Raw genomic sequence first — 21,996 nt, 5'->3', positions numbered from 1 at the left:
TGGTTTGATTATTATCGTCAAGCTGCGTAACTAAAATCTCCCAAGTTTAATTCTACGGGATTGACGGCAGGGGTCACTTGGCTGATTTAATTTATTTTTCATATGACTGCCTAAATCCTATTCAGGGCTACCGTCAGTATGTGATAAACAGTATTTGTGCCAGCATTATTGTAAAAATGTAGCTCATACAATAGAAAACATGTTGAGTAAGGCAAACAGGTAGCAAAAAAAACGTCTACATCTTTCTTGTCCACTAACGAATAACCAAGCCTGTCGTTGCGTCACGAATCTGGCTAGGTAAGGTATAACCCAATGTATCACCCTGCAAATAACCAATTTGCTCTTCGAAATAAGCATAGGCGGCTTCAAAGGTGCTAGCAGGCGTTTGTCCTGATCGGTTGCAGCTTGTAGAAACCAATAGACCAAATGGATTCTGCTCACTGACCAGCTGCTGGCAAAGCTTACGAATTGTAGGATGCGAGATAACTCGAACAGCAATAGTCTGATGCTGCCCGGTAATCCAAGTAGGTACAGTGTTCGCAAGCGACTGAGGAATCGGTAATAACCAAGTATGTGCTTGGCGATTGTGCTGTTCATCTCTACTATCGTCTGTCTGCCAGCTATCAATAACCTGCTGGCGCTGAACATCATCTAAAGAGGCTAGTAAGGGGGCTAAGCGAGACACACTATCAGTAACGACTATCATGCCTTTGGCTTGTGGACGTTGTTTGATATCCAAGATACGCTGAACAGCTGCTTGGTCATAAGGGTCGCAACCAATACCCCAAACGCTTTCTGTAGGATACGCGAGCAGTTTTCCTTCTTTTAGCCACTTAGCAGCTTGGATGGCAGAATTAGTAATAAGAGGTGTAGGTTGGCTCATGACTTAAATGGTTCGTAGAAGTAAATCCTAATAATACCACAATAGAGATATTGTCTAGGAGAGTCTATAACTAAGGGCTATCTATGCCAGTGTCCAATAAGGAATATTTACGTTACTTTAAACGCGCAAATATCGTCCACCTTGTTCGCTGATAAGACCCATTAACTCAAGCTCCATTAGCTGACCAATCAACTGCGGCGGTGCAAGCTTGGTTGCACTAATAAGCGCATCTAAATCTTGCCCATGCCAGTCAAGCTGCTCATAGATTGCAGCTAAATTCTCAGGCACAACGACTGTACTGCGCGCAGGTTTTATCTCAGAGGATGGTTGCCGGCTAGTAGATTTGATTGAGTTTTTCTCTATCTCAAACGTATCGGAAGTCTGAGTGACATTCGAGTGATTGCTATTAGAGTTGGTAGCGTTTGCTGTTCTATAAGCGCCTTTATCGTAATCAAGCTGACCATTGACGTCTTCTAGTACTTGCTGCGGATGATAAATCAAGGTCGCACCTTCACGTATCAAATGATGGCAACCCTCTGCATTACTATTATCAATATGACTGGGAATAGCAAAGACCTGTTTACCTTGTTCAGACGTGAGACGTGCTGTTATAAGCGAGCCGCTTTTGATGGTCGCTTCCGTTACAATGGTCGCGAGACTCAGCCCAGCTACCAAACGATTGCGACGCGGAAAAGTATGTTTATGTGGCTGCGTATGCGGTAGTAGCTCACTAATAATGCAGCCACCTTGCTCGATAATTTGAGTAAATAACTGATCTCGATGATTGGGATAGTTCACATCGATCCCTGTACCCATTACACCAACCGTCCGTCCCTGATAGTCAGGGTCTGCTTGTGCTAGCGCACCTAAATGTGCGCGTTTATCTACACCCATAGCTAGACCGCTAGTAACGATATAACCTGCTTGCGCTAAGTACTGCGCCATATCAAACGTGATTTTTTGCGCATGCGCGGTGGGTTTACGGCTACCTACTATAGCGATTTGTGCTTGATGTAGGCGCGCGCTATTCCCACGATAAAATAATAATGGCGGCGGGTCGTAGATTTGTAAGAGTTGGGCAGGATAGTCGGCGTCATCAGCGAATAGCAGACCATAGCGCCCATCTATCAATGCTTGCTGAATCTTATCGATATTGGCGAGTGTTTGCTCTGGCTGTTCATGACGTTTGAGATGGGTGTGGTGAATACCGAGCTGCTTCCATGCCTCTACTTTAGCTTGCCAAGCAAGCTGCGGATAACCGAAAGAAGTGATCAGTTTGTGATAAGCAGATAATGACGCATTCACCTCGTACCACAGCGCTAAGATAGCGCGCTGATCGTCGGATAAAGAAGAGGTGACTGCCGTCATTGTCATCTGTCTCGTATAGGCAAGCTTAGATTAGTATTTAGTTTGATATATTGCTTAATAAAGCCTTATAGCTATTTATAAATAAGGGGGTGGTAATAACTGATCGCCAATATTGAGCGGTAATTCAGAGTCTAGTACGTAAGCATAGCTGATATGGTCAAAAGTATTAAAAACCATCACCATACCACTTGGCTCGTTTGGTAGACGTACCGGTGTGTCATTGTCCTTAGTATCACGTACCAAAGGCCCTTTTTGATAAACCGTCAGCACATCACCTGGCTTAGCACCTTGTAAGCTACCTAAATTGATGGCGACCACACTACCCTTCGCAGCCGAGCTGATAGAGTCCATCACACGTACGATCATACCGCCGCGACTGACACTTGCAGGCGTTGGATAAAAGACAGGAGGAATAGCGTTGTCTAACTCTACAAATACGCGATCCCCTTCACGCACTTCTTTGCCATAGCTATCGATAAGCTGCAAGCTAGTCACACCATTACTTTCTGTAGAAGTTACTAGTCCTGTCGCTACCTGCGTAACTTCTAGACCAATCACTTCTTGAGTTTTGGGATCTACATATAGCTCACCCTCACGGTAAACGCCGTAACGCTGACCCACGATAAGCGGTACGCCTTTAGCATAGACTTTATCACCGCGCGCAGTAATTAAGTTACGGTTTTTAGAAGCTAAAATATAAGGTGTGGTATTAAAGTCTTGAGGATTTACGATAAGCGTTTTATCAAGCCAATGCTGAATAGCTGACCACGGAATAGGAGGAATGCTATTGGCCGTCGAGGTAATCGCGACCGTACTTGTACTTACACTTCCAGTAAGCTGCTTTTCAACGCCAGCACAGCCTTCACCAGTATCAACGCCAATCAGCGTTTTTCCTTGAATCACACAAAGGATAAGAACGTCATTGGGGTAGATAAGGTTTGGATTTTTGATTTGCTTATTGGTGGCCCAAATTTCTTTCCAGCGCCAAGGACTGTCTAGATAGCGACCTGAAATATCCCATAAGGTATCGCCTTTTTTAACGATATAACGATTGGGCGCATCAGCTTTGATAGTTGGCGGCGGATTGTTAGCTTGAGCCGTGCTCATCAACATGGCACTACTAAACGTCGTAATTAACAGTGCTTTTGCTATCTTTTTTAAGCTCATCTTCATCGTTATATCCACAATATGTACCACTGTATTCGACGCAAAGAACTGTACTTAATTTATTACTGTAAAAATCTCTTAAATTAATAAAAAATCAAATTTATCAGAAACTTATTAATAAAATTCTTATGGCGATTATAGGGTAACTGTTCAGTGTAATTGGCTAGAATAATTCCTAAAAAAGCGCCTAGCACGATGATGACTTGCTGACGCTGTTTCTAATATTACAATTATATCTACCATAACACAATCATAAACACTTTATTACAATGGTGTAACTTTTACGCGGATACTTTTCCTTGTTGATGATAAGCATAAAGACCGTAATTACTTAAGCAGGATTCGGCGTAACATGTTGGCGGATTTGTTCAGCAACCAGTTCAGCCTTGTTTTCCAGTACCACTACATGCTGTGGTAAATCTTCTAACCCTTCAGTATGCGCTGGACGCTCAATATCTATTTGACCTACTGCTTCAACGATAGTATCTGCAAATTTAACGGGTAATGCCGTCTCTGCACAAACGATGATTTCACCGTCCAGCTGTAGCTCTTTGGCGACTTTAATGCCGTCTGCAGTATGTGGATCAACCAATTCACTATGCTGTTCATAAAGCGCTTTGATAGTCTGCAAGCGGTCGCTATGAGTAGATTTACCAGCAGCAAAACCGTAACGCGTATTAACTGCTTCCATCAAGTCAGACAAGTCAAAGCCTCGACCTGATTTTACGCCATCGAATAGTTCATGAACGCGTGCGCTGTCTTTCTCTAATAGCAGATAAACAAAACGCTCAAAGTTAGACGCTTTTGAAATATCCATTGACGGGCTTGAAGTGACATAAGTTTTTTCAGTCGGACGTGGCTGATAAGCGCCTTGATTGAAGAAGTCATTTAAAACGTCGTTTTCATTGGTTGCGACAATCAGACGGTCAATTGGCAGTCCCATTTCGCGAGCGATGTGACCAGCACAAATGTTACCAAAGTTACCTGATGGTACGCTAAAGCTGACTTTTTCATCGTTGCTCGTCGTGACCGCAAAGTAAGCTTTAAAGTAATAAACAATCTGCGCTAGGATACGACCCCAGTTGATAGAGTTTACTGTACCTAGGTTATAAGCGGCTTTAAACTCAGCATCTTGCTGTAGCGCTTTGACGATATCCTGGCAATCATCAAACATCCCATCAATAGCGATATTATGTATGTTTTTATCGGTCAAACTATACATCTGCGCACGCTGGAACTCACTCATTTTGCCGTGTGGAGATAGCATAAAGACTTCGATGTTCTCTTTGCCGCGCAATGCATACTCTGCTGCACTACCCGTGTCACCACTTGTTGCACCGATGATCGTAATACGTGCGTCTTTTTTCTTAAGTACATACTCAAAGGCATTGCCTAAGAACTGCATGGCAACGTCTTTAAATGCCAATGTTGGACCGTTCGATAATCCTAGAATATATAAATTGTCTTCGAGCTTGCGGACAGGAACAATCTCGTCAGAGCCAAACACATCAGCAGTGTAAGTGCGCTCAATGATATCTTGCAAATCAGCCGTAGGAATATCAGTGGCAAAACACTGCATAATCGCCATCGCAAGCTGCGGATAGCTGAGCGTACGCCATTCATCAAGGGTTGCACTATCGATATTTGGATAATGCTCAGGCAACATCAAACCACCATCTGGGGCAAGACCCATCAAAAGCACATCACTAAAATCCATTGGTGCTGTCTGACCACGGGTACTGATATATTTCATTAGATTGTCCTGTCTACAATAATGTTATTCAATATTTAAAAACGGTTTATTCAGCAGTTTTTTGTAGCAACGCATAATAAAAACCATCGCCGCTTGCACTATCAATCGGTAAGCATTGACGACCGATTGCTTGTTCGATACCCCAACTGCAATCGTCGGTAAACTCAATCACTACTGCGTCATTATGATGAGTAATAAAGTCCTGCATTTGCTCGACGTTCTCTTGCTTTAAGATAGAACATGTCACGTACAGCAGATAACCACCAGCTTTGAGTTGTGGCCATAGATTGTGCAAGATGTCTGCTTGCAACAGCGCCGTCTGTTCGATGTCTTCTTCGGTACGCAGGATACTGATATCTGGATGACGGCGAATCACGCCAGTCGCAGTACAAGGAGAGTCCAATAATATCGCATCAAATACCGGCTCATTGGTAGCTGCTTTTTTATTTTTTCCATGCTGCCATCTGGTCGCATCTGCACAGACGATATTAAGTGCAATGCTGTTATCTGCTTGCTGCAAATCATGCTGACTTAAATTTAGGCGCTGTAAATTCTCACGAATACGCTCGATACGTGGTGCTTCGTTATCGATAGCTGTTACTTTGATGTTGGTATTTTCAGGCGACGTTTCAGATGACATCCCATTGTTATCTTGTTTCACGTGAAACAACGATGACTGGTCGTTAGCACTTATAAGCTCTAACCAATGAGCAAGCTTACCACCAGGGGCTGCACAAGCATCTAGAATATGTATCTCTTTCCCAACACTATCACTGTCAGTATTCGCACTTTCAGCGCTAAGCTTAGCCATTAATGCTTGATTAATAATCGGCGCAGCTAGTTGCGCATGCATGTCTTGTACGCTAGCCGTTCCTAAGGCAAAATCAGGCAAAGCGTTAACGGCAGTGCTTTGATGTAGTCTAAGACCTTTGTTTGATAGCGTGGTAGAAGTGGCAGACCCTGATGAGCTTGCTACCTTAAAACCAGTCGTTAGCTCAACGATATCTGCATCAATTTCTGCCCCGTCTAATGCATGCTGATAGTCCTCTACCGACGTAACCGCAGAATTCACTCGTAAAAACATCGGTGCTGGCTGACGCAAGCCTTGTGTCAGATCGTCATACTGTTCGCTCCAATCTTGCTTAAGCTGATAAGCGAGCCAGTTCGGTAAGCTATGCTTTTTATCGCATTTCTTACGGAATTTGCTTGGATTCTTAGCGACTTTACGCAAAATAGCATTTACTAAACCAGTCGAGTGAGCGAATTCAATCTCTTTGGCTGCTTCAACGGTTTCATGAATCGCAGCATGGTCAGCCACTTCTAAATATAGCAACTGTACTAAGCCGACTTGAATAGTGGTACGCACTTCAACCTCGTCGATAGGGTTGTCTGCTAAGCTATCGAGCAAACGTGCCAGCGCATGCCACTGGCGCAATGTCGTGAGCAGTAACGCATGAGCAAAGCCTTTGTCACCATCGTGCAGACTATTCAGTAACGGGTCAAGGACGCTTGAGAGCGACTGACCATTTTGAATAGCCAGTAAGGTACGAATCACACGCACGCGTACGCTGCCATTCATAATAAGATTGCTTGATGGTTTGAGCTTATTGTTTCTAGGCGCAGTACTGTTTTGTCTCATTAAATTTCATTTCCTTGACGTATGATCGATAGCGTCTTGTGCAAGTAGGTTAGATATAAGTAACGTTATTTTGTTTCTGACGTAAATTGATCGCCGTCATTTAATTGGTTGCCATGGCAAACTTGTTCAGCTGTCATCGGCTTACCACCCGCAAACTGTAAATGAGTAATGGCTAAAGTGGTGGCTGACGATTCAGCGTCACTCTCTTTACCACAAGCGACTAAAATCGCTTTTCGTCCGACACTGATAACCGTTCCAGCAGGCTCATTGGTTTGCTGCGATGTATTTACAGGTAAGCTAGCCAGTATTTTAACGCGCTGCCCTGCTAGGAAAGTATAAGCACCTGGCCATGGTGTCAGCCCACGAATTTGGCGTTCAATAGCGGCAGCAGGCTGCGACCAATCAACCTCGCCTTCGGTTTTGACCAGTTTTTCAGCGTAGTTGGCTTGACTATCGTCTTGAGCAATAGCTTGAGCTTGATAAGTAGCTAAATCTTTTAGCACCGTACTAATGGCTGTCGCACCAAGTGTAGCCATCTTATCATGTAGGCTAGCAGCAGTATCATCAGAGGCAATACTTTCGCTAACTTTATAAAGCATGTCACCTGTATCAAGACCTTTATCCATCTGCATAATGGTAATGCCGGTCTCATCATCTCCGGCTAAAAGTGCACGATGGATAGGTGCAGCACCGCGCCAGCGTGGTAACAGTGAAGCGTGAATATTCAAGCAACCATGAGTAGGCGTCTCTAATACACCGATAGGTAGGATCAACCCGTAAGCGGCGACAATCATCACATCTGGTTGATAGGTGCGCAGAGTTTGCCTAGCAGCTAGCCCTTCTGCACTAGACTTTTTAAAAGTGACTGGTTGCTCTATAGCGATATCATGTGCCAATGCAACTTCTTTTACCGCAGAGGCTGACAGTTTTTGACCACGACCTGCTTTACGATCAGGCTGCGTGTAAACAGCGACTATTTCTATATTCAGCGCTTCTTGCTGCTTAATTAATGACTCAAGGCTAATAGCAGCAAATTCAGGCGTACCCGCAAATACTACCCTTAATCGGTTAGTAGTTGGGTTATCATGGTCAGTAAGCGAGTTAGATGTATCAAAGGTAGGAGCAGTTGTAGTCATAATCATGCATTATATAAGGTTTATTTGTTCATTATAGGTGAGTTTACGGCGCAGTGCCATGATTGTAATGACCTCACTTCACGATAACCAATGACATTATTTGCCTTTATAATATCAAGAACATCGAACGTTCTATTTATATCTTTTACAAAACAATTTGGTGTTAATAACCACTCTCTGTAAACAGTAAGCCGTTATTCTGCTATAAATAGAGGGTAACACTAAAAATTTTAGACAATTCAACTGTCGTATAATTCACCTACAATATGTAGAAACCTAATTTTAATTTCACTATATTTTTTTGTGTCGAGATAGGGCCACGCTTTCATGCAACAGTTTCAGTCCTTACAGCGCTTATTGATTTTTTATGCCTTGTCTCTCACGGTTATGTTACTGCTGTACTATGTCACAATGTTTGATGGGATGAAAAAACATAGTGAGCAACATAGCATAGATACTTTTTATGCCCTACAGCACAGTATTATTGAGCATGCAGCGCCTGTAGATAGTGAAATAAAAAAAATCTTAGAACAACCTGCTTTTGATCACCTTAGCTATCAGCTGATTTTAATGATGCCTTCTGGGCAGACCTATATTCATCATAATACTCGTCCTAATGAATCTGCTTTTTCTACCGTTGCTTTCCCTACCATCGGTACATCAGCTTCTAGCAGCAGCGACCATAGCTCTTATACCATCAATAGCAATGACCTAACAGGAATCATTAATCTAAAAAGCGGACATCAGATTTATATCGTATTACGCCACGAACCTTTTGTTGTCGACTGGATATCTTACCGTTATTGGCTCCCTTTGATGGTCGCCATCGTACTATTTTTCATGGCATTGCTCTATATGCTTAATCGTCGAACTAACTGGGAACAACTACTGGTTTATACGGATAATTTGAGTAGCCGCGCCAAAGAATCTTATACGCCGCCACCGTTTTTACAAAAGAAATCTACTACCGAGTTCATGTTATTAGGTCATGCGCTAAGTCGCGTCAGCTACCAGCTACATAATGACTATCGGCGTATAAAAACATTGACTCATCGTTTAGAACGCTTGGTTGATCAGGCACCCTTACCGATGTTGATGAGTATACGACATGGTCAAATTAGTTTCTATAATCAGCGTTTTGAGCAAGTGTTTACTCCTCCTACACAGAGTGAACAGAGCTATGAGCTGACTGATTTCGTTGAAGGGAAAGATGAGGCCACTCAAATACTGTTAAAAACCATCTCAAGTTTGCGCGTTACTCGCACACTGATAGTTTATGGCTTGGAAAATAAACAAGCCTACCAACTACACGTAACACCATGGTTCGGTGAACATGGGCAAGTTCACGGTTTTACTGTGATTTTTAATAATGTTGATGAAATTTTACATCAATCTGAACAACTACAGCTGCACAACCAACAACTGCAATTACAAATTGATGAATCAAACGAAGCCCAAGCATTTATAGGTCGTAAGTTAAGGTTACCACTAGAGAAGATAATTGATTCGTTGGAACCCATCGACCCTTTAATATTGACAGCTCAAGGCAAAAAAACTCTAAATACATTGATTACAACCAGTCAAAGCATGTTGACTGTGCTCAATGAGACGCTAGCAACAGAGGAAGTTGAAGTCAGAAAAACACGTCTAAGTATAGAAACGGTTGATATTTATAAGGTAAGCAAAGAGGTTAGCAATTTAGTCACAAAAGAAATAAGACAACAAGGGTTAGAATTGATCTATTTCTTTGCGCCGGACTGTCCCCGTTACATCGAAACTGATTACATTCGACTGCACCATATTCTATTAAACTTATTGAAAAACGCTATTACTTTTACAACATCAGGCTATGTCGCGCTCACTGTTGATCGTGTACCTGAAGATAAAGTAACGCGAATAAGTAATCAGCATTTAACTCCTAACAATGACACGACAATGCCTGCGCAGACATCTTATTGGATTCGGTTTAGCGTAAAAGACACTGGAGCAACTATTACTCCTGAGAGACAAAATCAATTAGTCAATATCTTGAATCAAAGCAATCAGAACTTAGTTGAAGACAGTAATATTGGCTTGAGTGATGCCAATAGCTTTGCTCAGTTACTCGGCGGTTTCATTGAACTAAGTAATACGGTGGATAAAGAAACGATATTTAGCCTCTACCTTCCTTATCCTCAGACCACTTATCAATCGGTATATCATCGTTGTTCGCAGCTGCCCCATATTCACCTTATCGCTATCATCAATCAGCCTCTAGTTGCTAAACATTTACAACGTTTGTGCGAGTACTTAACGATATCCGTGACTATCTACAGCACTTTAGATAGAGCCACTGTACAGCAGCTAAAAAAACAATTAAAACAAGATGAGCAAACTATCATTCCTGTCTTGTTATTAGATTATGAGTATAGCCAATCCATCACCTTACCAGTTCATGCGAGCAACAAGTATAACGAACAACAAGAAGCGTTAAACGACCTAGTCGCTACGCCTTCACTACCGAAGATATTACTTAGCATGAAACTTGAAAGGCATATCCCTTCTACTTTACTAGGCCAATATGATGGATTTTTGACCAAACCCTTGGACGCAAGTTTATTACTTTCTGAACTGCTACGTTTAACCTTATTTGCAAGGAAAACGCTAAACATACTGGTCAAACATCAATATGACAGTAGTCTATCTTTTGTAGAAGATATACCTAAGAAAGAAATCTTGTCTCCACTGATTTTGGTCGTAGAAGACAGTCCTACTAACCAAAAGATAGCCTGCAAGATGTTAAGTAAACTTGGTTATCGTAGTATTGTCGCAGAAGATGGACAGCAAGCACTCGAGAAACTCAAAAGCCAACGTGAAGAAATCTCTTTGATTTTGATGGACTGCCGAATGCCCGTTATGGATGGCTTACAAGCCACACAAGTGATTCGCTCGCAAGGTGATAAAATACCGATTGTGGCGCTAACTGCGAATAATACAGAAGAAGATCGCGAGGCTTGTATGCAAGTAGGTATGGACGAGTTTTTATCCAAACCCATTAGTAAGAAAGACTTAGAGTCCGTTTTGCAGAGTTTTATACAATAAATCTCTAGTGCAAATAAAAAATACCCTATCGATATCACCTAATCAAAGTAATATCGATAGGGTCAAAAACTTGGTACGAGGATAGTATTTCGGTAAGCTTAATTGTTATTTCATAAACCCATTATCGGCCAAAAATGTTTCTGTGATTTGGCTTTGCGGGCTTGACGCATTCATACCCCCAGATTGAGATTTATTTAGTAGACGTTCTAGATAACGGGCAACGATATCTACTTCAATATTAACTTTGTTACCTACTAACCAATGCTTAGCGATATTTGTCACTTGAGCAGTATGCGGAATGATATTTAGAGAGACAATATTGTCACGCACTAAATTGGTCGTCAGACTAATACCATCTACTGTAATAGAGCCTTTGGTCGCTGTATAGTGCGCTAGCTCTTGCGGTATCTCAATCTCAATATAGATAGAACGAGCATCTTGTTGTAATTTGCTAACGACCCCTACTCCATCTACATGACCAGCTACGATATGACCACCAAAACGTGTTGTTGGTAGCATGGCTTTTTCTAGATTGACCGTATGCCCTGCTTTTAACCCTTCTAATGCAGTTCGAGCAATTGTTTCACGTGAGACATCAACAGAGTAGTAGTTACTTCCGAGCTCTACCACGGTTAAACAAATACCATTTGATGCAATAGAATCGCCTAGCTTCACGTCACTGAAATCTAAGTCATTAGACTCTACTGTCAAACGTATGTCACCGCCTGTGGCCTGCATAGATTTAACTTTTCCAACGCTTTCTATAATTCCAGTAAACATATTATCCTCATCTCATTACAGTATTGCCGTTATAGGCGATATGTTTTAGTTTATCAAATCATCTATAAATTCTTTATCACAATTTGTTCAAATAGATGACAGTGAAACATCGTTAGACTTGACCTTTAATAGGATAGATTGTGGATAAGTAGGGATATATCAATAGAGATATAGCAAAAAGCATCTATAAATACATAGTTATCCACAACGAATGCAAATTTCACATGAAGTATACTTATCTAGTAAACAACCAATAAGTTATTGATTTTAAATAATATTTAACAAAAAACTCAAGATAAACCCATCTTTTCCGTTTCATGTGAAACAAAGTTATACACAGTTCCATGTGAAACACGTAAATCAATGACGTATTTACCCACATTTTAGTCTTATTTTTATAACTTGTGGACAACCTACTTATACGAAGAATATTTATAAAGGTAATAGGGTTAATTTGAGATCTGGGCCAAGCTGTTGATGACTTTCTATATCAAACCGTAATTGCTGAGCAAGGAACATAGGATTGAAATCAACCATTGGCCGAGCGTCATCACCAAGTAAACAAGGTGCTTGATACACGATTAACTCATCTACCAACTGTTGACTCAAAAAACTACCTGCAACGCTAGCACCTGCTTCTACCAACACGTCATAGCATTGATGCTCACTGACTAACTTTGCTAACAACGCTGGTAGATCGTCTTCATACCAATAGATAGTATCTGGATGCCGGCACAGCTGATAATCAGACTGTAAGCTGTGTTTTAAACGCTGACGCCTATCAAGTATGACTATTTTAGGATTAGGTATTTTCTCAGGCGGTACGTCTAGTTGTCTTGAGCGCACATTGAGCTGTGGGTTATCAGTTATTACGGTTTCACTACCTGTAATAATCGCACCACTTTGTGCTCGTAGTTTTTGTACATCCTCGCGAGCAGCTGTCGAGGTAATCCACTTAGATTCGCCAGATGCCATCGCTGTACGGCCGTCTAAACTGGTCGCTATTTTCAATCTTACATAGGGCATCTGAGTGCGCATAGCTTTTAGAAACCCACGGTTTAGTGCCTCTGCTTGCTCTGTCAGGACACCGACTGTTACCTCAATGCCAGCTTGCTCTAATAGTTTCACACCGCGGCCTGCAACCTGCGGATTTGGATCTAGACCTGCAATCACAACGCGCTTTACCTTAGCGGCAACTAACGCCAATGCACATGGCGGCGTACGTCCCGTATGACTACAGGGCTCTAATGTAACGTAAGCAGTGGCCCCTGCCGTTCGTATGCCCGCTTCTTTCAGCGCAAACACTTCTGCATGTGGCTCACCAGCTTTCGGGTGAAATCCTTGACCCACAATCTGCTCTGCCTGAACAATAATGCAGCCCACTGCAGGATTGGGTCTAGTAGTATACAAACCGCGCTTCGCTTGTTCGATAGCAAGCATCATAAAGTAGCGGTCTTGAGCATCTTGAGCATGGCTTTGAGTAGACATAAGGCTAGGCTTAATAAATGATTAAGGGTTCTATATAAGAAAATAAGGTTTGAAAGCTGATTGGTAATTCTGATTAGTAATTGGGAAACACTTATCAACTAGGGATTACTTAAAAGCTTACTTCGCTTACTTCTCATTTGGACGAATATTGGCAATTTCTTGATGGAATGCATCGATATCTTGAAAGTCTCGATACACGCTAGCAAAGCGTACATAGGCGACATCATCTAAAGTTTTTAGTTCACTCATGATGATTTCACCCAAGACCTTACTACTGATTTCTCGCTCACCCATCTGCCTAACACGCTTTTCAATACGACTAATCATCGCCTCTTGTTCATCGATAGTGATGGGACGCTTTTGTAAAGGTAGTAAAATAGAACGGCGCAGCTTTTCATTGTCGTAAGGTTCAATCTTGTTGCTCGATTTGATAATCCTTGGCATGACAACTTCTACCATCTCAAAAGTCGTAAAACGTTCTTGGCAGCTGTTACACGAACGGCGTCGACGCACTTGTGCCCCTTCCGCAGCAAGACGTGAGTCAATAACCTTGGTCTCTGACGCATTACAGTACGGACAGTGCATAGCATTTCCTTATTTTACGATTGAGAATAAGAGCAGTGTTTTCAAGATAGCTAATTCATTAAATAATAAAGAACACCGTTTACTAGTTATTTACCAATACAAAAGCTGCCGAATATCTTACCCAATAAGTCATCAGCACTAAACTCACCCGTGATTTCACCCAGACTCTGCTGTGCCTGACGTAAACTATCAGCAACCAACTCACCTGCTTCGAACACGGTTAATTGCTCATGCGCCTCTGCCAAGAAATTAGCAGTTCGTCTAAGCGCGTCGAGATGTCTGGTACGAGCGATTAAGCTATTCTCTGGTGGATGAAAGCCTACTTTCTCACATAGGGCTTCAACCAAATTATCAATACCCACACCTGTTTCACATGAAACATTAACTTGTTGATAACCTCTATTCTTGATTTGAGCTTGGGTCATAGCCGCACTTTCTTCTCTATCATTATCGCTCAATAAGTCGCTTTTATTAGCAATGATTAGTAAGCGTTTAGCTTCTGGCAGTTCACCAAATAACTGTTCAGCAAGCTGTAACGGTGTGCTCTCTTCTTCAACATCGCGAGTCACATCATAGACCATCAATAGCATATCAGCCTGCGTGATGGCAGTACGGGCACGCTCAATTCCGATACGCTCTACAGTATCTTCTGTCTCACGTAGGCCTGCCGTATCGGTCAGATGTAGGGTCAAACCATTGAGCACGACTGTCTCTTGCAACGTATCACGTGTCGTACCCGCGACATCAGTCACGATAGCACGCTCTTGTCCTGCAAGGCGGTTGAGCAAGCTAGATTTACCTGCGTTTGGCCTACCTGCTAGCACGACATGGATACCGTCGCGCAAAAGCTGACCTTGCTTTGCCGTTGCTAAGACTTGTTGTATCTTATCTTGCGTCTGCTCAAGTTTGCTTTGTATGACTCCATCAGACAAAAAGTCCACGTCTTCTTCGTCGGGGAAATCAATCGCTGCTTCAACATGTAAACGAAGATGAATCAATTGTTCTAGTAGCTGGTTAATTTTTTGTGAAAACTCACCGCTTAGAGAGCGAATTGCACTACTAGCCGCAGCGGCACTGGTCGCATCAATCGCATCAGCGATCGCTTCGGCCTGCACCAAGTCCAACTTGTCATTATCAAAGGCACGGTAAGAGAACTCTCCTGCACTTGCTTGCTTGGCACCTAGCTCAAAAACTCGCGCGAGCAACTGATTTTGCAAAATAACACCGCCATGCCCTTGCAGCTCAATAACGTCCTCACCTGTGAATGAATGCGGACCTTTGAAAAACAAGACCAATCCCTCATCAATGACAGTGCCATCAGCCTGATAAAAACGACAAAAGCTGGCCATCCGCGGGGTAAAAGCAGACTTACCTGTTAGAGCGCATGCCATGTCGTAAGCACGACTACCTGATAGACGTATGACACCCACACCTCCTCGCCCAAGCGGCGTTGCAATCGCAGCAATTGTGGCCAATCCAGATGTATTAGACTTTTCAGAAGAATTAGGTACGGCTAATGCTGTCTCTAAGGAATCCACAATGACTCTCAATGTTTAAAAGCTCCATTATAGACGTCTGGACTCATACTGACAAAGCAAACTTTGAAAGGTAGATGTATCAGACATATATTCGTTTCAATATTTATAAACTGTGGATAATGTTGATAAGCTGTGGATAACATTTACCACTTGTCCACCACGTATAAAAAAACCACCGCTTGCGCGATGGTTTTTTGTATTTCTGATAAAGAACTAATTAATCGACCACTTTTACCGTACGACGCTTCTGCTCTTCATCGACTTTCTTATTGACGATATATTGCTGAGTCATACTAAACAGGTTGTTGACTGTCCAATATAAAACCAAACCTGCTGGGAAGAATAGCATGAATGCAGTAAAGATAATCGGCAAGAACTTCATGACTTTTGCTTGCATCGGATCTGCTGGCTGTGGGTTCAACTGCTGCTGTACAAACATTGATGCACCCATTAACAACGGCAAGATAAACCATGGATCCATCGCTGACAAATCTTGAATCCACAAAATCCATGGTGCATGACGCAGCTCAACACTCTCTACCAACACCCAATATAAAGCTAAGAAAATAGGCATCTGCATCAAGATTGGTAGACAACCCGCCATCGGATTGACTTTTTCTTCTTTGTATATCGCCATCATCTCTTGCGACATTTTCATACGATCATCGCCATGCTCTTCTTTGAGCACTTTGAGTCTCGGCGCAATGGCACGCATTTTAGCCATCGAGTAATAGCTCTTATTAGAGAACCACATCAAGGCAATTTTTACTAAGATAGTCAGTAAAATAATTGACCAACCCCAGTTGCCAACAACCTTATGCACACCTTCCAAGATAGCAAATAAGACCTTTGATATTGGCCATAGCAGACCATAATCAACTGTTTTATTAAGGCCTACCGCAACGTCTTTTAGCTCAGACTGAACTTTTGGACCTGCATACAGTGTTGCATTTAAAGTAACTTGTTTGTTTGGTGCTACGTTCACCGGTTGGCTATTGAAGCCGATAAAGTAATCACTACCTGTTTCACGAGTGAAGAATTTGCCAGTGAAGTTTTCAGGCGTCCAAGCAGATACAAAGTAATGCTGTACGATACCAACCCAACCTTTATCGCTAGTCGTCGTCAACTCACCATCACTAAAGTCACCAAATTTCAGCTTGTTATAAGGATCATCTGGTGTACCCCAAGCGCCGCCTAGATAAGTCGCCATGCTCAGCGCGCCTTTATCAGACATGCCAGGATCCTTACTATCATCACGCTTTAACTGTGCAAACATCTGACCTTGCCAAGCATTGGTAGACGCGTTTTGAATCTGATAGCTAATATCGATTGGATATTTATTTTCAGTGAAAGTGAAAGTCTTGGTAATCGTCACGCCGTCTTTTTTGTAAGTAAGCGGCACTGACAACGTTTGCTGTCCATTTTCCATCACATAATTGTTAGCAGTATGGCTATAAGTCGCTCTACCTTCTGCTGTATCAATACCGTTCTGACCAATAAGTCCAGATTGAGCCACATACACACGGTTACTGTTGTTTTCTAACAATACGAAAGGCTTATCGCTATCGAGCGTTGCGTCATACTGCTTGAGCGCAGCATAAACAATATCACCACCTTCTGGATTGATTTTTATATCATAGCGATCAGTTGTTACCGTGATTAGACCAGCGTTTTTCGCAGGCGTCGCTGTCACGGCACTGTTATCCACAGGTAATGTCTGTACCGGGATATCACCTGCTGCACCAGTAGTAGAAGGAATGTCAGCACCTACCGAACTCGTAGTTTCTGGCACCGCATCTACAGCTGGAGCATCGGCATAATCATCTCGCCATGCCAAAATCAGCAGATAAGCGGTAATTAGCATCGCAATGATGATCATCACCCGAAATATCTTTTGCATAAACCTTTCCTAGATTAAAAAATTAGGGAATGAAAAATTAGGGCATGTGTCATGACTGTACTACACAGCTGTCCTGTCACATTGCAACTGCATTAGTAGTCATTTACATAAAATGTGCATCATTTTACTAAAAATCTGTCTCAAATGATACCAAGAGTGTGGATAACTTGTGGGTAACTCAATAGAGTATCTATCTGAGACTAGAGAGGTCGACTTTATGTTGATTTCATCAAGTGATTAAGTTGTGAAACATAGCTAGTATTGTCTCGATATACACCTAAACCCTGAATGTTATTATTTGATACATCAGTAAAAGATATGTATTGATAGCTATAGGAAGCTAAAGGTAAGGGTACAAAGTCTATACCATGCCCACCTAAAGGGTGACACCTGCTAAGACGTTTTAACAACAACCAACCACCTTTGCGAATACCATGCCATGTTAAAGCTTGTTTGCCATAATTTGAGCATGTCGGATAATAGCGACAACGAGCAGGTATTATAGGACTAATTATTTTTTGATAAAAAACAATTAAATTAAAAAATATTTTATAGAAAATTTTATTTATATTTTTTATTTTTAATAAAGTATTCATTTTATTTTTTTTCTATTTTTTTAAATATATTAATTATTTGATTTTTTATTTCTTTATTATCTATATCTTTAATAGATTTTTTGACAATAAAAACAATATCTTTATTTTCCATTTTAAAAGCTTTGGTACGGAACTCTTCACGTACATATCTTTTGATCAGATTACGAGCGACAGCAGTAGGTACTTTACGTTTAGTAATAGCCATACCGACTCGCGGCTGTGCATGCTCGTTGGCGCGTACAAAAGCCATTAAATGACTCTGATGAATCTTGCGCTCAGGTGCGTCAAATACTTCACGAAAGGCTGCAGGGGTAAGCAGGCGTTGCTGTTTAGTGAAACTAGCTGCAGGTGTATCTGATAGAGTATTGGACATAGTACAACCTAGTAGAATAACGATAGAAGAAATGATAACAAATTATAGAGACAAAAAAAGCGCCGATGCGGGCGCTTTTAATATATGGCTAAGTGTCAGTTGTGATGATTGACTATCGCAATCTATAAACAATAAGAACACAACAAGCACTATTAGCCATGCTTATCGCAATCTACTGATTATACAGTAAGGCGATGACGTCCTTTAGCGCGGCGACGAGCTAAGACCTGACGGCCTTTTTTAGTTGCCATACGAGCACGGAAACCGTGAGTACGTTTACGCTTGATCACGCTTGGTTGGAATGTACGTTTCATAACTCACCTATCAAAATAATGGACTAAATTCGTAATAACGGAGGATTATACCATTCAGTATAGTTTTGGTCAATAAACTAATTTGCTTTGTCCCCAAATAGAAAATAACTCATATGAACCTAGTAAAAATATTTCCTTAGAAACATATTTCTAGTTAACCAAATTCTATATTTATATATTCTATAAATTCCAAAGTTATCCACAGCTAGACTCGAGTACTATAACAATAATCAATTAATATAAGTATAGTATTGTTATTATTGGGACCATGATTATCTGTGGCTAAGTCTATTTTCCTTTTTATTATCAATTTATTAGGCTATGGGTAAGCCTGTGGATAAACTGTGGGTTAAATATGGATAACTAACTTATGAAAGTTATGCACAAAACTGTCCACAGTCTTATCCACAAAAAACAAGGTTTTATCCACAGGGTATCTGTGTTAAATTGGGTGCTACTTGATATACACCTTCGTATAGGATATCAGTACGAACTCTTTGGTTAGTTGTTACGTGTAATATCGAGGCTTAGGTAGCAATTTATATTGCTAAAAAATAACTATTATTTCAGATTACAAGGTCAGTACTTTTCATGATAGACACAGCAAATATTTGGGATAAATGTCTAAACGATTTGCGTTATAACGTCAAAGACAACGTATTTACTATGTGGCTGAGACCTCTGTCAGCTCATCAAGAAGCGCAAACTTTGATCATTCTTGCTCCCAATGATTATTTTGTGACGTATATCAAGAAGAATCATCTTCAGGATATTCAGCAGTTAGTGACCAAACACAGTCAAGGTAGTATTGAAGAGGTCGTCGTACGTGTTGATAATGCTAGCCGCAATGCAGAAGATAACAGTCAATCAGGTTCTTTATTTGTAGAAGACGAGGTCTCCCCTACCCCATCCGAACATAAATTTGAATTTATTCATCATAACAACGCAAAAGCAGATATCGACGCGAACATGCGTCATAATGAGCCAGTTGAGTCTGCTGATACAAAATCATTAAGCTATCTGAACCCCGACTTTACTTTTGAAACCTTTGTTACAGGTAAATCCAATAACTTGGCTTACAAGGCTTGTTATGAGCTTGGTAAGCGCCAATCAAAAAATCGTCACAATCCTTTATTTATATACGGCCCTTCTGGCTTGGGGAAAACGCATTTAATGCATTCTGTAGCTCATCGCTATTTAAAAAATAATCAAAGTTTTTATTATTTCACTTCTGAAAAATTTATAAATCAATTAGTTTATTCATTAAGAAATAATAAAATAGAAGATTTCAAAAAGAAGATAAAAAAAGTAGATTTATTAATTGTAGATGATATTCATGTATTGGCAGGGAAGACTAAAAGTAGTAATGAGTTTCTAACATTATTTGCAGATTTTACTAGTGGAGATAAACAACTTATTTTAGCCTCTGATCGCCATCCCTCCCAGATGACGGAATTCGATGAGCGATTTAGATCGCGGTTTTCTTGGGGTTTGACAGTCGCCGTTGATCCTCCTGAAATTGATACTCGAGTGCAAATTCTGCAGAAAAAAGCAGCCTCCTACGGTATGGTATTGCCAAAGGAATGTGCGCTATTCATTGCACAAAATGTGGTGTCTAATGTTAGACGTTTAGAAGGTGCCTTAAATCAGGTGTTTGCCAATGCTAACTTAACAGGGGCACAGATTACTCTTGAAATGGTGCAATATGCGCTAAAAGACATCGTTGCGATGCGTGTGCAAGCAGTAAATATGGATAACATCCGTAAGATAGTTGCTGAGTACTATGATGTCACGGTCAAAGACATTATGGGGCGTAAACGTACGCGTAGTATTGCAAGACCACGTCAAATAGCGATGGCTTTGTCGCGTGAATTAACAGGCGATAGCTTCCCTGAAATTGGTCAGTCGTTCGGTGGACGCGACCATACAACGGTGATGCACGCTTGCGATAAAGTAAATGAGTTAAGAGCAGCAGATCCTGCATTTGATAAGGATTATAAAACCCTAGCTCTGATGTTACAGGCAGGATAAAAGCGCTAGATATCGTTGTATTCTAGTAGATACAGATGGTTTATAATATCGAAAATATAAGTCCACAGATGCTTTGTAGATTATCGTCAGCAGACAAGGTATTATTAAGTCATTACGATAAATATTTATAAAAGAATCATTCAAATAAGAGTAATTAAGCATGCAATTATCGATCAATCGAGAATCGTTACTAAAAGCTATCAACTTGATCGCCAAAGCCGCTGATAAACGCCACAATATGGTTATATTGGGTAATATCAAGCTACAGCTATCAGAATCTGAGCTTATCTTAACAGCGTCAGATTTAGAGGTAGAGCTGACATCGACATTGAAATTGCCTGCTGGTGCTTGTGTAGAAACAGGTACAACGACACTTCCTGCAACCAAGCTAAAAGATATTTGTAAATCGCTACCTGCACAGGCTCAAGTTAATCTAGCAACTCAAGCAAATGAGCGTTGCTTATTAACTAGTGGTAAGAGTCGTTTTACATTAGGAACATTGCCAAGCGAAGACTATCCGAGCTTGGGTAACCCTGAGAATATCACACCTCTGACTATCAGCCGTAATCGTCTGACAGATTTGATTCACAAAACGCAGTTTGCGATGGCGATTCAAGATGTACGCTATTACTTAACAGGTATGTTGTTTGACGTTTCACAGCAGCAACTGACAACGGTAGCAACAGATGGCCATAGATTGGCATTAGCCCGTAGTGTTATCAATGTAAGCGCAGATCTCAATATGCAAGCTATCTTGCCACGTAAGGCAGTGATCGAACTTGAGCGTCTAGCTTCTGAGCTTGGTAAAATGTTGGGTGATCAGGACAACGCAGTTACCCTAAGTTTTGGCCGAGAGTTTTTACAAGTAAGTTTGCCATTTGGTGATGTAGATAGTACAGGGCAAGTTAGCCAAGATCTGATGGTGACTTTTACTGCACGTTTGATTGATGGTAAGTTCCCTGATTATCGCCGTGTGATGCCAAGCAATACTGATAAATTGGCTTTATTCAGTCAAGAAAAAATGACAGACGTACTACGTCGTGTTGCCATCTTGAGTAATGAAAAATCTCGTGGTGTGGTCTTTAATTTTGCTAGCGATGGTATGGTCGAAGTACGTGCCAACAATGCTGAGCAGGATGAAGCAGTCGAGATGATACAAGCTAAGTATCAAGGTGAGCCAATGGAGTTGTCATTTAACGCTGCTTATCTGCAAGATGTATTGGGCGTTATCCAAGGCGATTTACAAATGCATATGAGCCAATCGAATGCCTCTGTATTGGTCAATCAACTAAATGATGAGTTTCATCAGTATGTCATTATGCCAATGCGTATATAATGCGTTTTTCTTTAGAAACAAACAAAAT

The 21,996-nt window shown here is 41.2% G+C and carries 17 protein-coding genes; 3 read left to right on the top strand and 14 right to left on the bottom strand.

Features of this window, described 5'->3' with window-relative positions; genetic code table 11:
* Positions 1 to 253 precede the first annotated feature (253 nt).
* The 6 genes from I3249_RS11890 to fmt all read right to left on the bottom strand — a co-directional run bounded on the left by I3249_RS11890 (position 254) and on the right by fmt (position 7,946).
* Entirely contained in the window at positions 254 to 883 is a 630-nt protein-coding gene (locus tag I3249_RS11890; protein WP_238070117.1) for an L-threonylcarbamoyladenylate synthase, read from the bottom strand.
* Positions 884 to 1,000: 117 nt separating this feature from the next.
* Complete coding sequence (dprA, locus tag I3249_RS11885) at positions 1,001 to 2,251, bottom strand: DNA-processing protein DprA (RefSeq protein ID WP_238070119.1); 1,251 nt, start codon at positions 2,249 to 2,251, stop codon at positions 1,001 to 1,003.
* Positions 2,252 to 2,326: 75 nt separating this feature from the next.
* Positions 2,327 to 3,418 carry a LysM peptidoglycan-binding domain-containing protein gene (locus I3249_RS11880; RefSeq protein WP_238070116.1) on the bottom strand — a complete coding sequence of 364 codons (1,092 nt, stop codon included), beginning with the start codon at positions 3,416 to 3,418 and terminating at the stop codon, positions 2,327 to 2,329.
* Between the two features lie 331 nt (positions 3,419 to 3,749).
* Positions 3,750 to 5,171, bottom strand: a complete 1,422-nt coding sequence (thrC, locus tag I3249_RS11875) for a threonine synthase (RefSeq protein WP_238070115.1) — start codon at positions 5,169 to 5,171, stop codon at positions 3,750 to 3,752.
* Positions 5,172 to 5,217: 46 nt separating this feature from the next.
* Entirely contained in the window at positions 5,218 to 6,810 is a 1,593-nt protein-coding gene (locus tag I3249_RS11870; protein WP_238070114.1) for a transcription antitermination factor NusB, read from the bottom strand.
* A 65-nt stretch (positions 6,811 to 6,875) separates the two neighbouring features.
* On the bottom strand, positions 6,876 to 7,946 hold the full coding sequence (gene fmt, locus I3249_RS11865; RefSeq protein ID WP_238070113.1) for a methionyl-tRNA formyltransferase: 1,071 nt from the start codon (positions 7,944 to 7,946) through the stop codon (positions 6,876 to 6,878).
* 327 nt (positions 7,947 to 8,273) lie between these two features.
* Here fmt and I3249_RS11860 point away from each other — a divergent pair, with 327 nt between their 5' ends.
* The gene (locus I3249_RS11860) at positions 8,274 to 11,027 is read left to right on the top strand and encodes a hybrid sensor histidine kinase/response regulator (protein ID WP_238070112.1); all 2,754 of its coding nucleotides are present in this window, start codon (positions 8,274 to 8,276) and stop codon (positions 11,025 to 11,027) included.
* A gap of 105 nt (positions 11,028 to 11,132) precedes the next feature.
* Here the strand turns inward: I3249_RS11860 and I3249_RS11855 are convergent, their stop codons facing one another.
* The 8 genes from I3249_RS11855 to rpmH all read right to left on the bottom strand — a co-directional run bounded on the left by I3249_RS11855 (position 11,133) and on the right by rpmH (position 18,601).
* Positions 11,133 to 11,807: a riboflavin synthase gene (locus I3249_RS11855; protein ID WP_238070111.1), complete on the bottom strand. Its 675-nt coding sequence runs from the start codon at positions 11,805 to 11,807 to the stop codon at positions 11,133 to 11,135.
* Between the two features lie 432 nt (positions 11,808 to 12,239).
* Positions 12,240 to 13,295 carry a bifunctional diaminohydroxyphosphoribosylaminopyrimidine deaminase/5-amino-6-(5-phosphoribosylamino)uracil reductase RibD gene (gene ribD, locus I3249_RS11850; protein WP_238070110.1) on the bottom strand — a complete coding sequence of 352 codons (1,056 nt, stop codon included), beginning with the start codon at positions 13,293 to 13,295 and terminating at the stop codon, positions 12,240 to 12,242.
* A 126-nt stretch (positions 13,296 to 13,421) separates the two neighbouring features.
* Positions 13,422 to 13,880 (bottom strand): transcriptional regulator NrdR, encoded by a 459-nt coding sequence (nrdR, locus tag I3249_RS11845; protein WP_057762240.1) that lies wholly within the window; start codon positions 13,878 to 13,880, stop codon positions 13,422 to 13,424.
* A gap of 86 nt (positions 13,881 to 13,966) precedes the next feature.
* Positions 13,967 to 15,355, bottom strand: a complete 1,389-nt coding sequence (gene mnmE / locus I3249_RS11840; RefSeq protein WP_238070118.1) for a tRNA uridine-5-carboxymethylaminomethyl(34) synthesis GTPase MnmE — start codon at positions 15,353 to 15,355, stop codon at positions 13,967 to 13,969.
* A 280-nt stretch (positions 15,356 to 15,635) separates the two neighbouring features.
* Positions 15,636 to 17,318, bottom strand: coding sequence for a membrane protein insertase YidC (yidC, locus tag I3249_RS11835; RefSeq protein ID WP_238070109.1), 1,683 nt, complete (start codon positions 17,316 to 17,318; stop codon positions 15,636 to 15,638).
* 215 nt (positions 17,319 to 17,533) lie between these two features.
* Positions 17,534 to 17,914 (bottom strand): membrane protein insertion efficiency factor YidD, encoded by a 381-nt coding sequence (gene yidD / locus I3249_RS11830; RefSeq protein WP_238070108.1) that lies wholly within the window; start codon positions 17,912 to 17,914, stop codon positions 17,534 to 17,536.
* Position 17,915: 1 nt separating this feature from the next.
* On the bottom strand, positions 17,916 to 18,287 hold the full coding sequence (gene rnpA, locus I3249_RS11825; protein WP_238070107.1) for a ribonuclease P protein component: 372 nt from the start codon (positions 18,285 to 18,287) through the stop codon (positions 17,916 to 17,918).
* A 179-nt stretch (positions 18,288 to 18,466) separates the two neighbouring features.
* Positions 18,467 to 18,601 carry a 50S ribosomal protein L34 gene (rpmH, locus tag I3249_RS11820; protein WP_007394757.1) on the bottom strand — a complete coding sequence of 45 codons (135 nt, stop codon included), beginning with the start codon at positions 18,599 to 18,601 and terminating at the stop codon, positions 18,467 to 18,469.
* Positions 18,602 to 19,192: 591 nt separating this feature from the next.
* Between rpmH and dnaA the strand changes: the two genes are divergently transcribed.
* Together dnaA and dnaN are read left to right on the top strand one after the other, a co-directional pair.
* Complete coding sequence (gene dnaA / locus I3249_RS11815; RefSeq protein WP_238070106.1) at positions 19,193 to 20,632, top strand: chromosomal replication initiator protein DnaA; 1,440 nt, start codon at positions 19,193 to 19,195, stop codon at positions 20,630 to 20,632.
* A 160-nt stretch (positions 20,633 to 20,792) separates the two neighbouring features.
* Positions 20,793 to 21,968: a DNA polymerase III subunit beta gene (gene dnaN, locus I3249_RS11810; protein ID WP_238070105.1), complete on the top strand. Its 1,176-nt coding sequence runs from the start codon at positions 20,793 to 20,795 to the stop codon at positions 21,966 to 21,968.
* Positions 21,969 to 21,996 lie beyond the last annotated feature (28 nt).

This window comes from Psychrobacter sp. Ps1 (genome assembly GCF_022129425.1).
Lineage (GTDB): Bacteria > Pseudomonadota > Gammaproteobacteria > Pseudomonadales > Moraxellaceae > Psychrobacter.
Note: the sequence above shows the minus strand (reverse complement) of the source record. Positions and strands in the feature narration are given on the sequence as shown.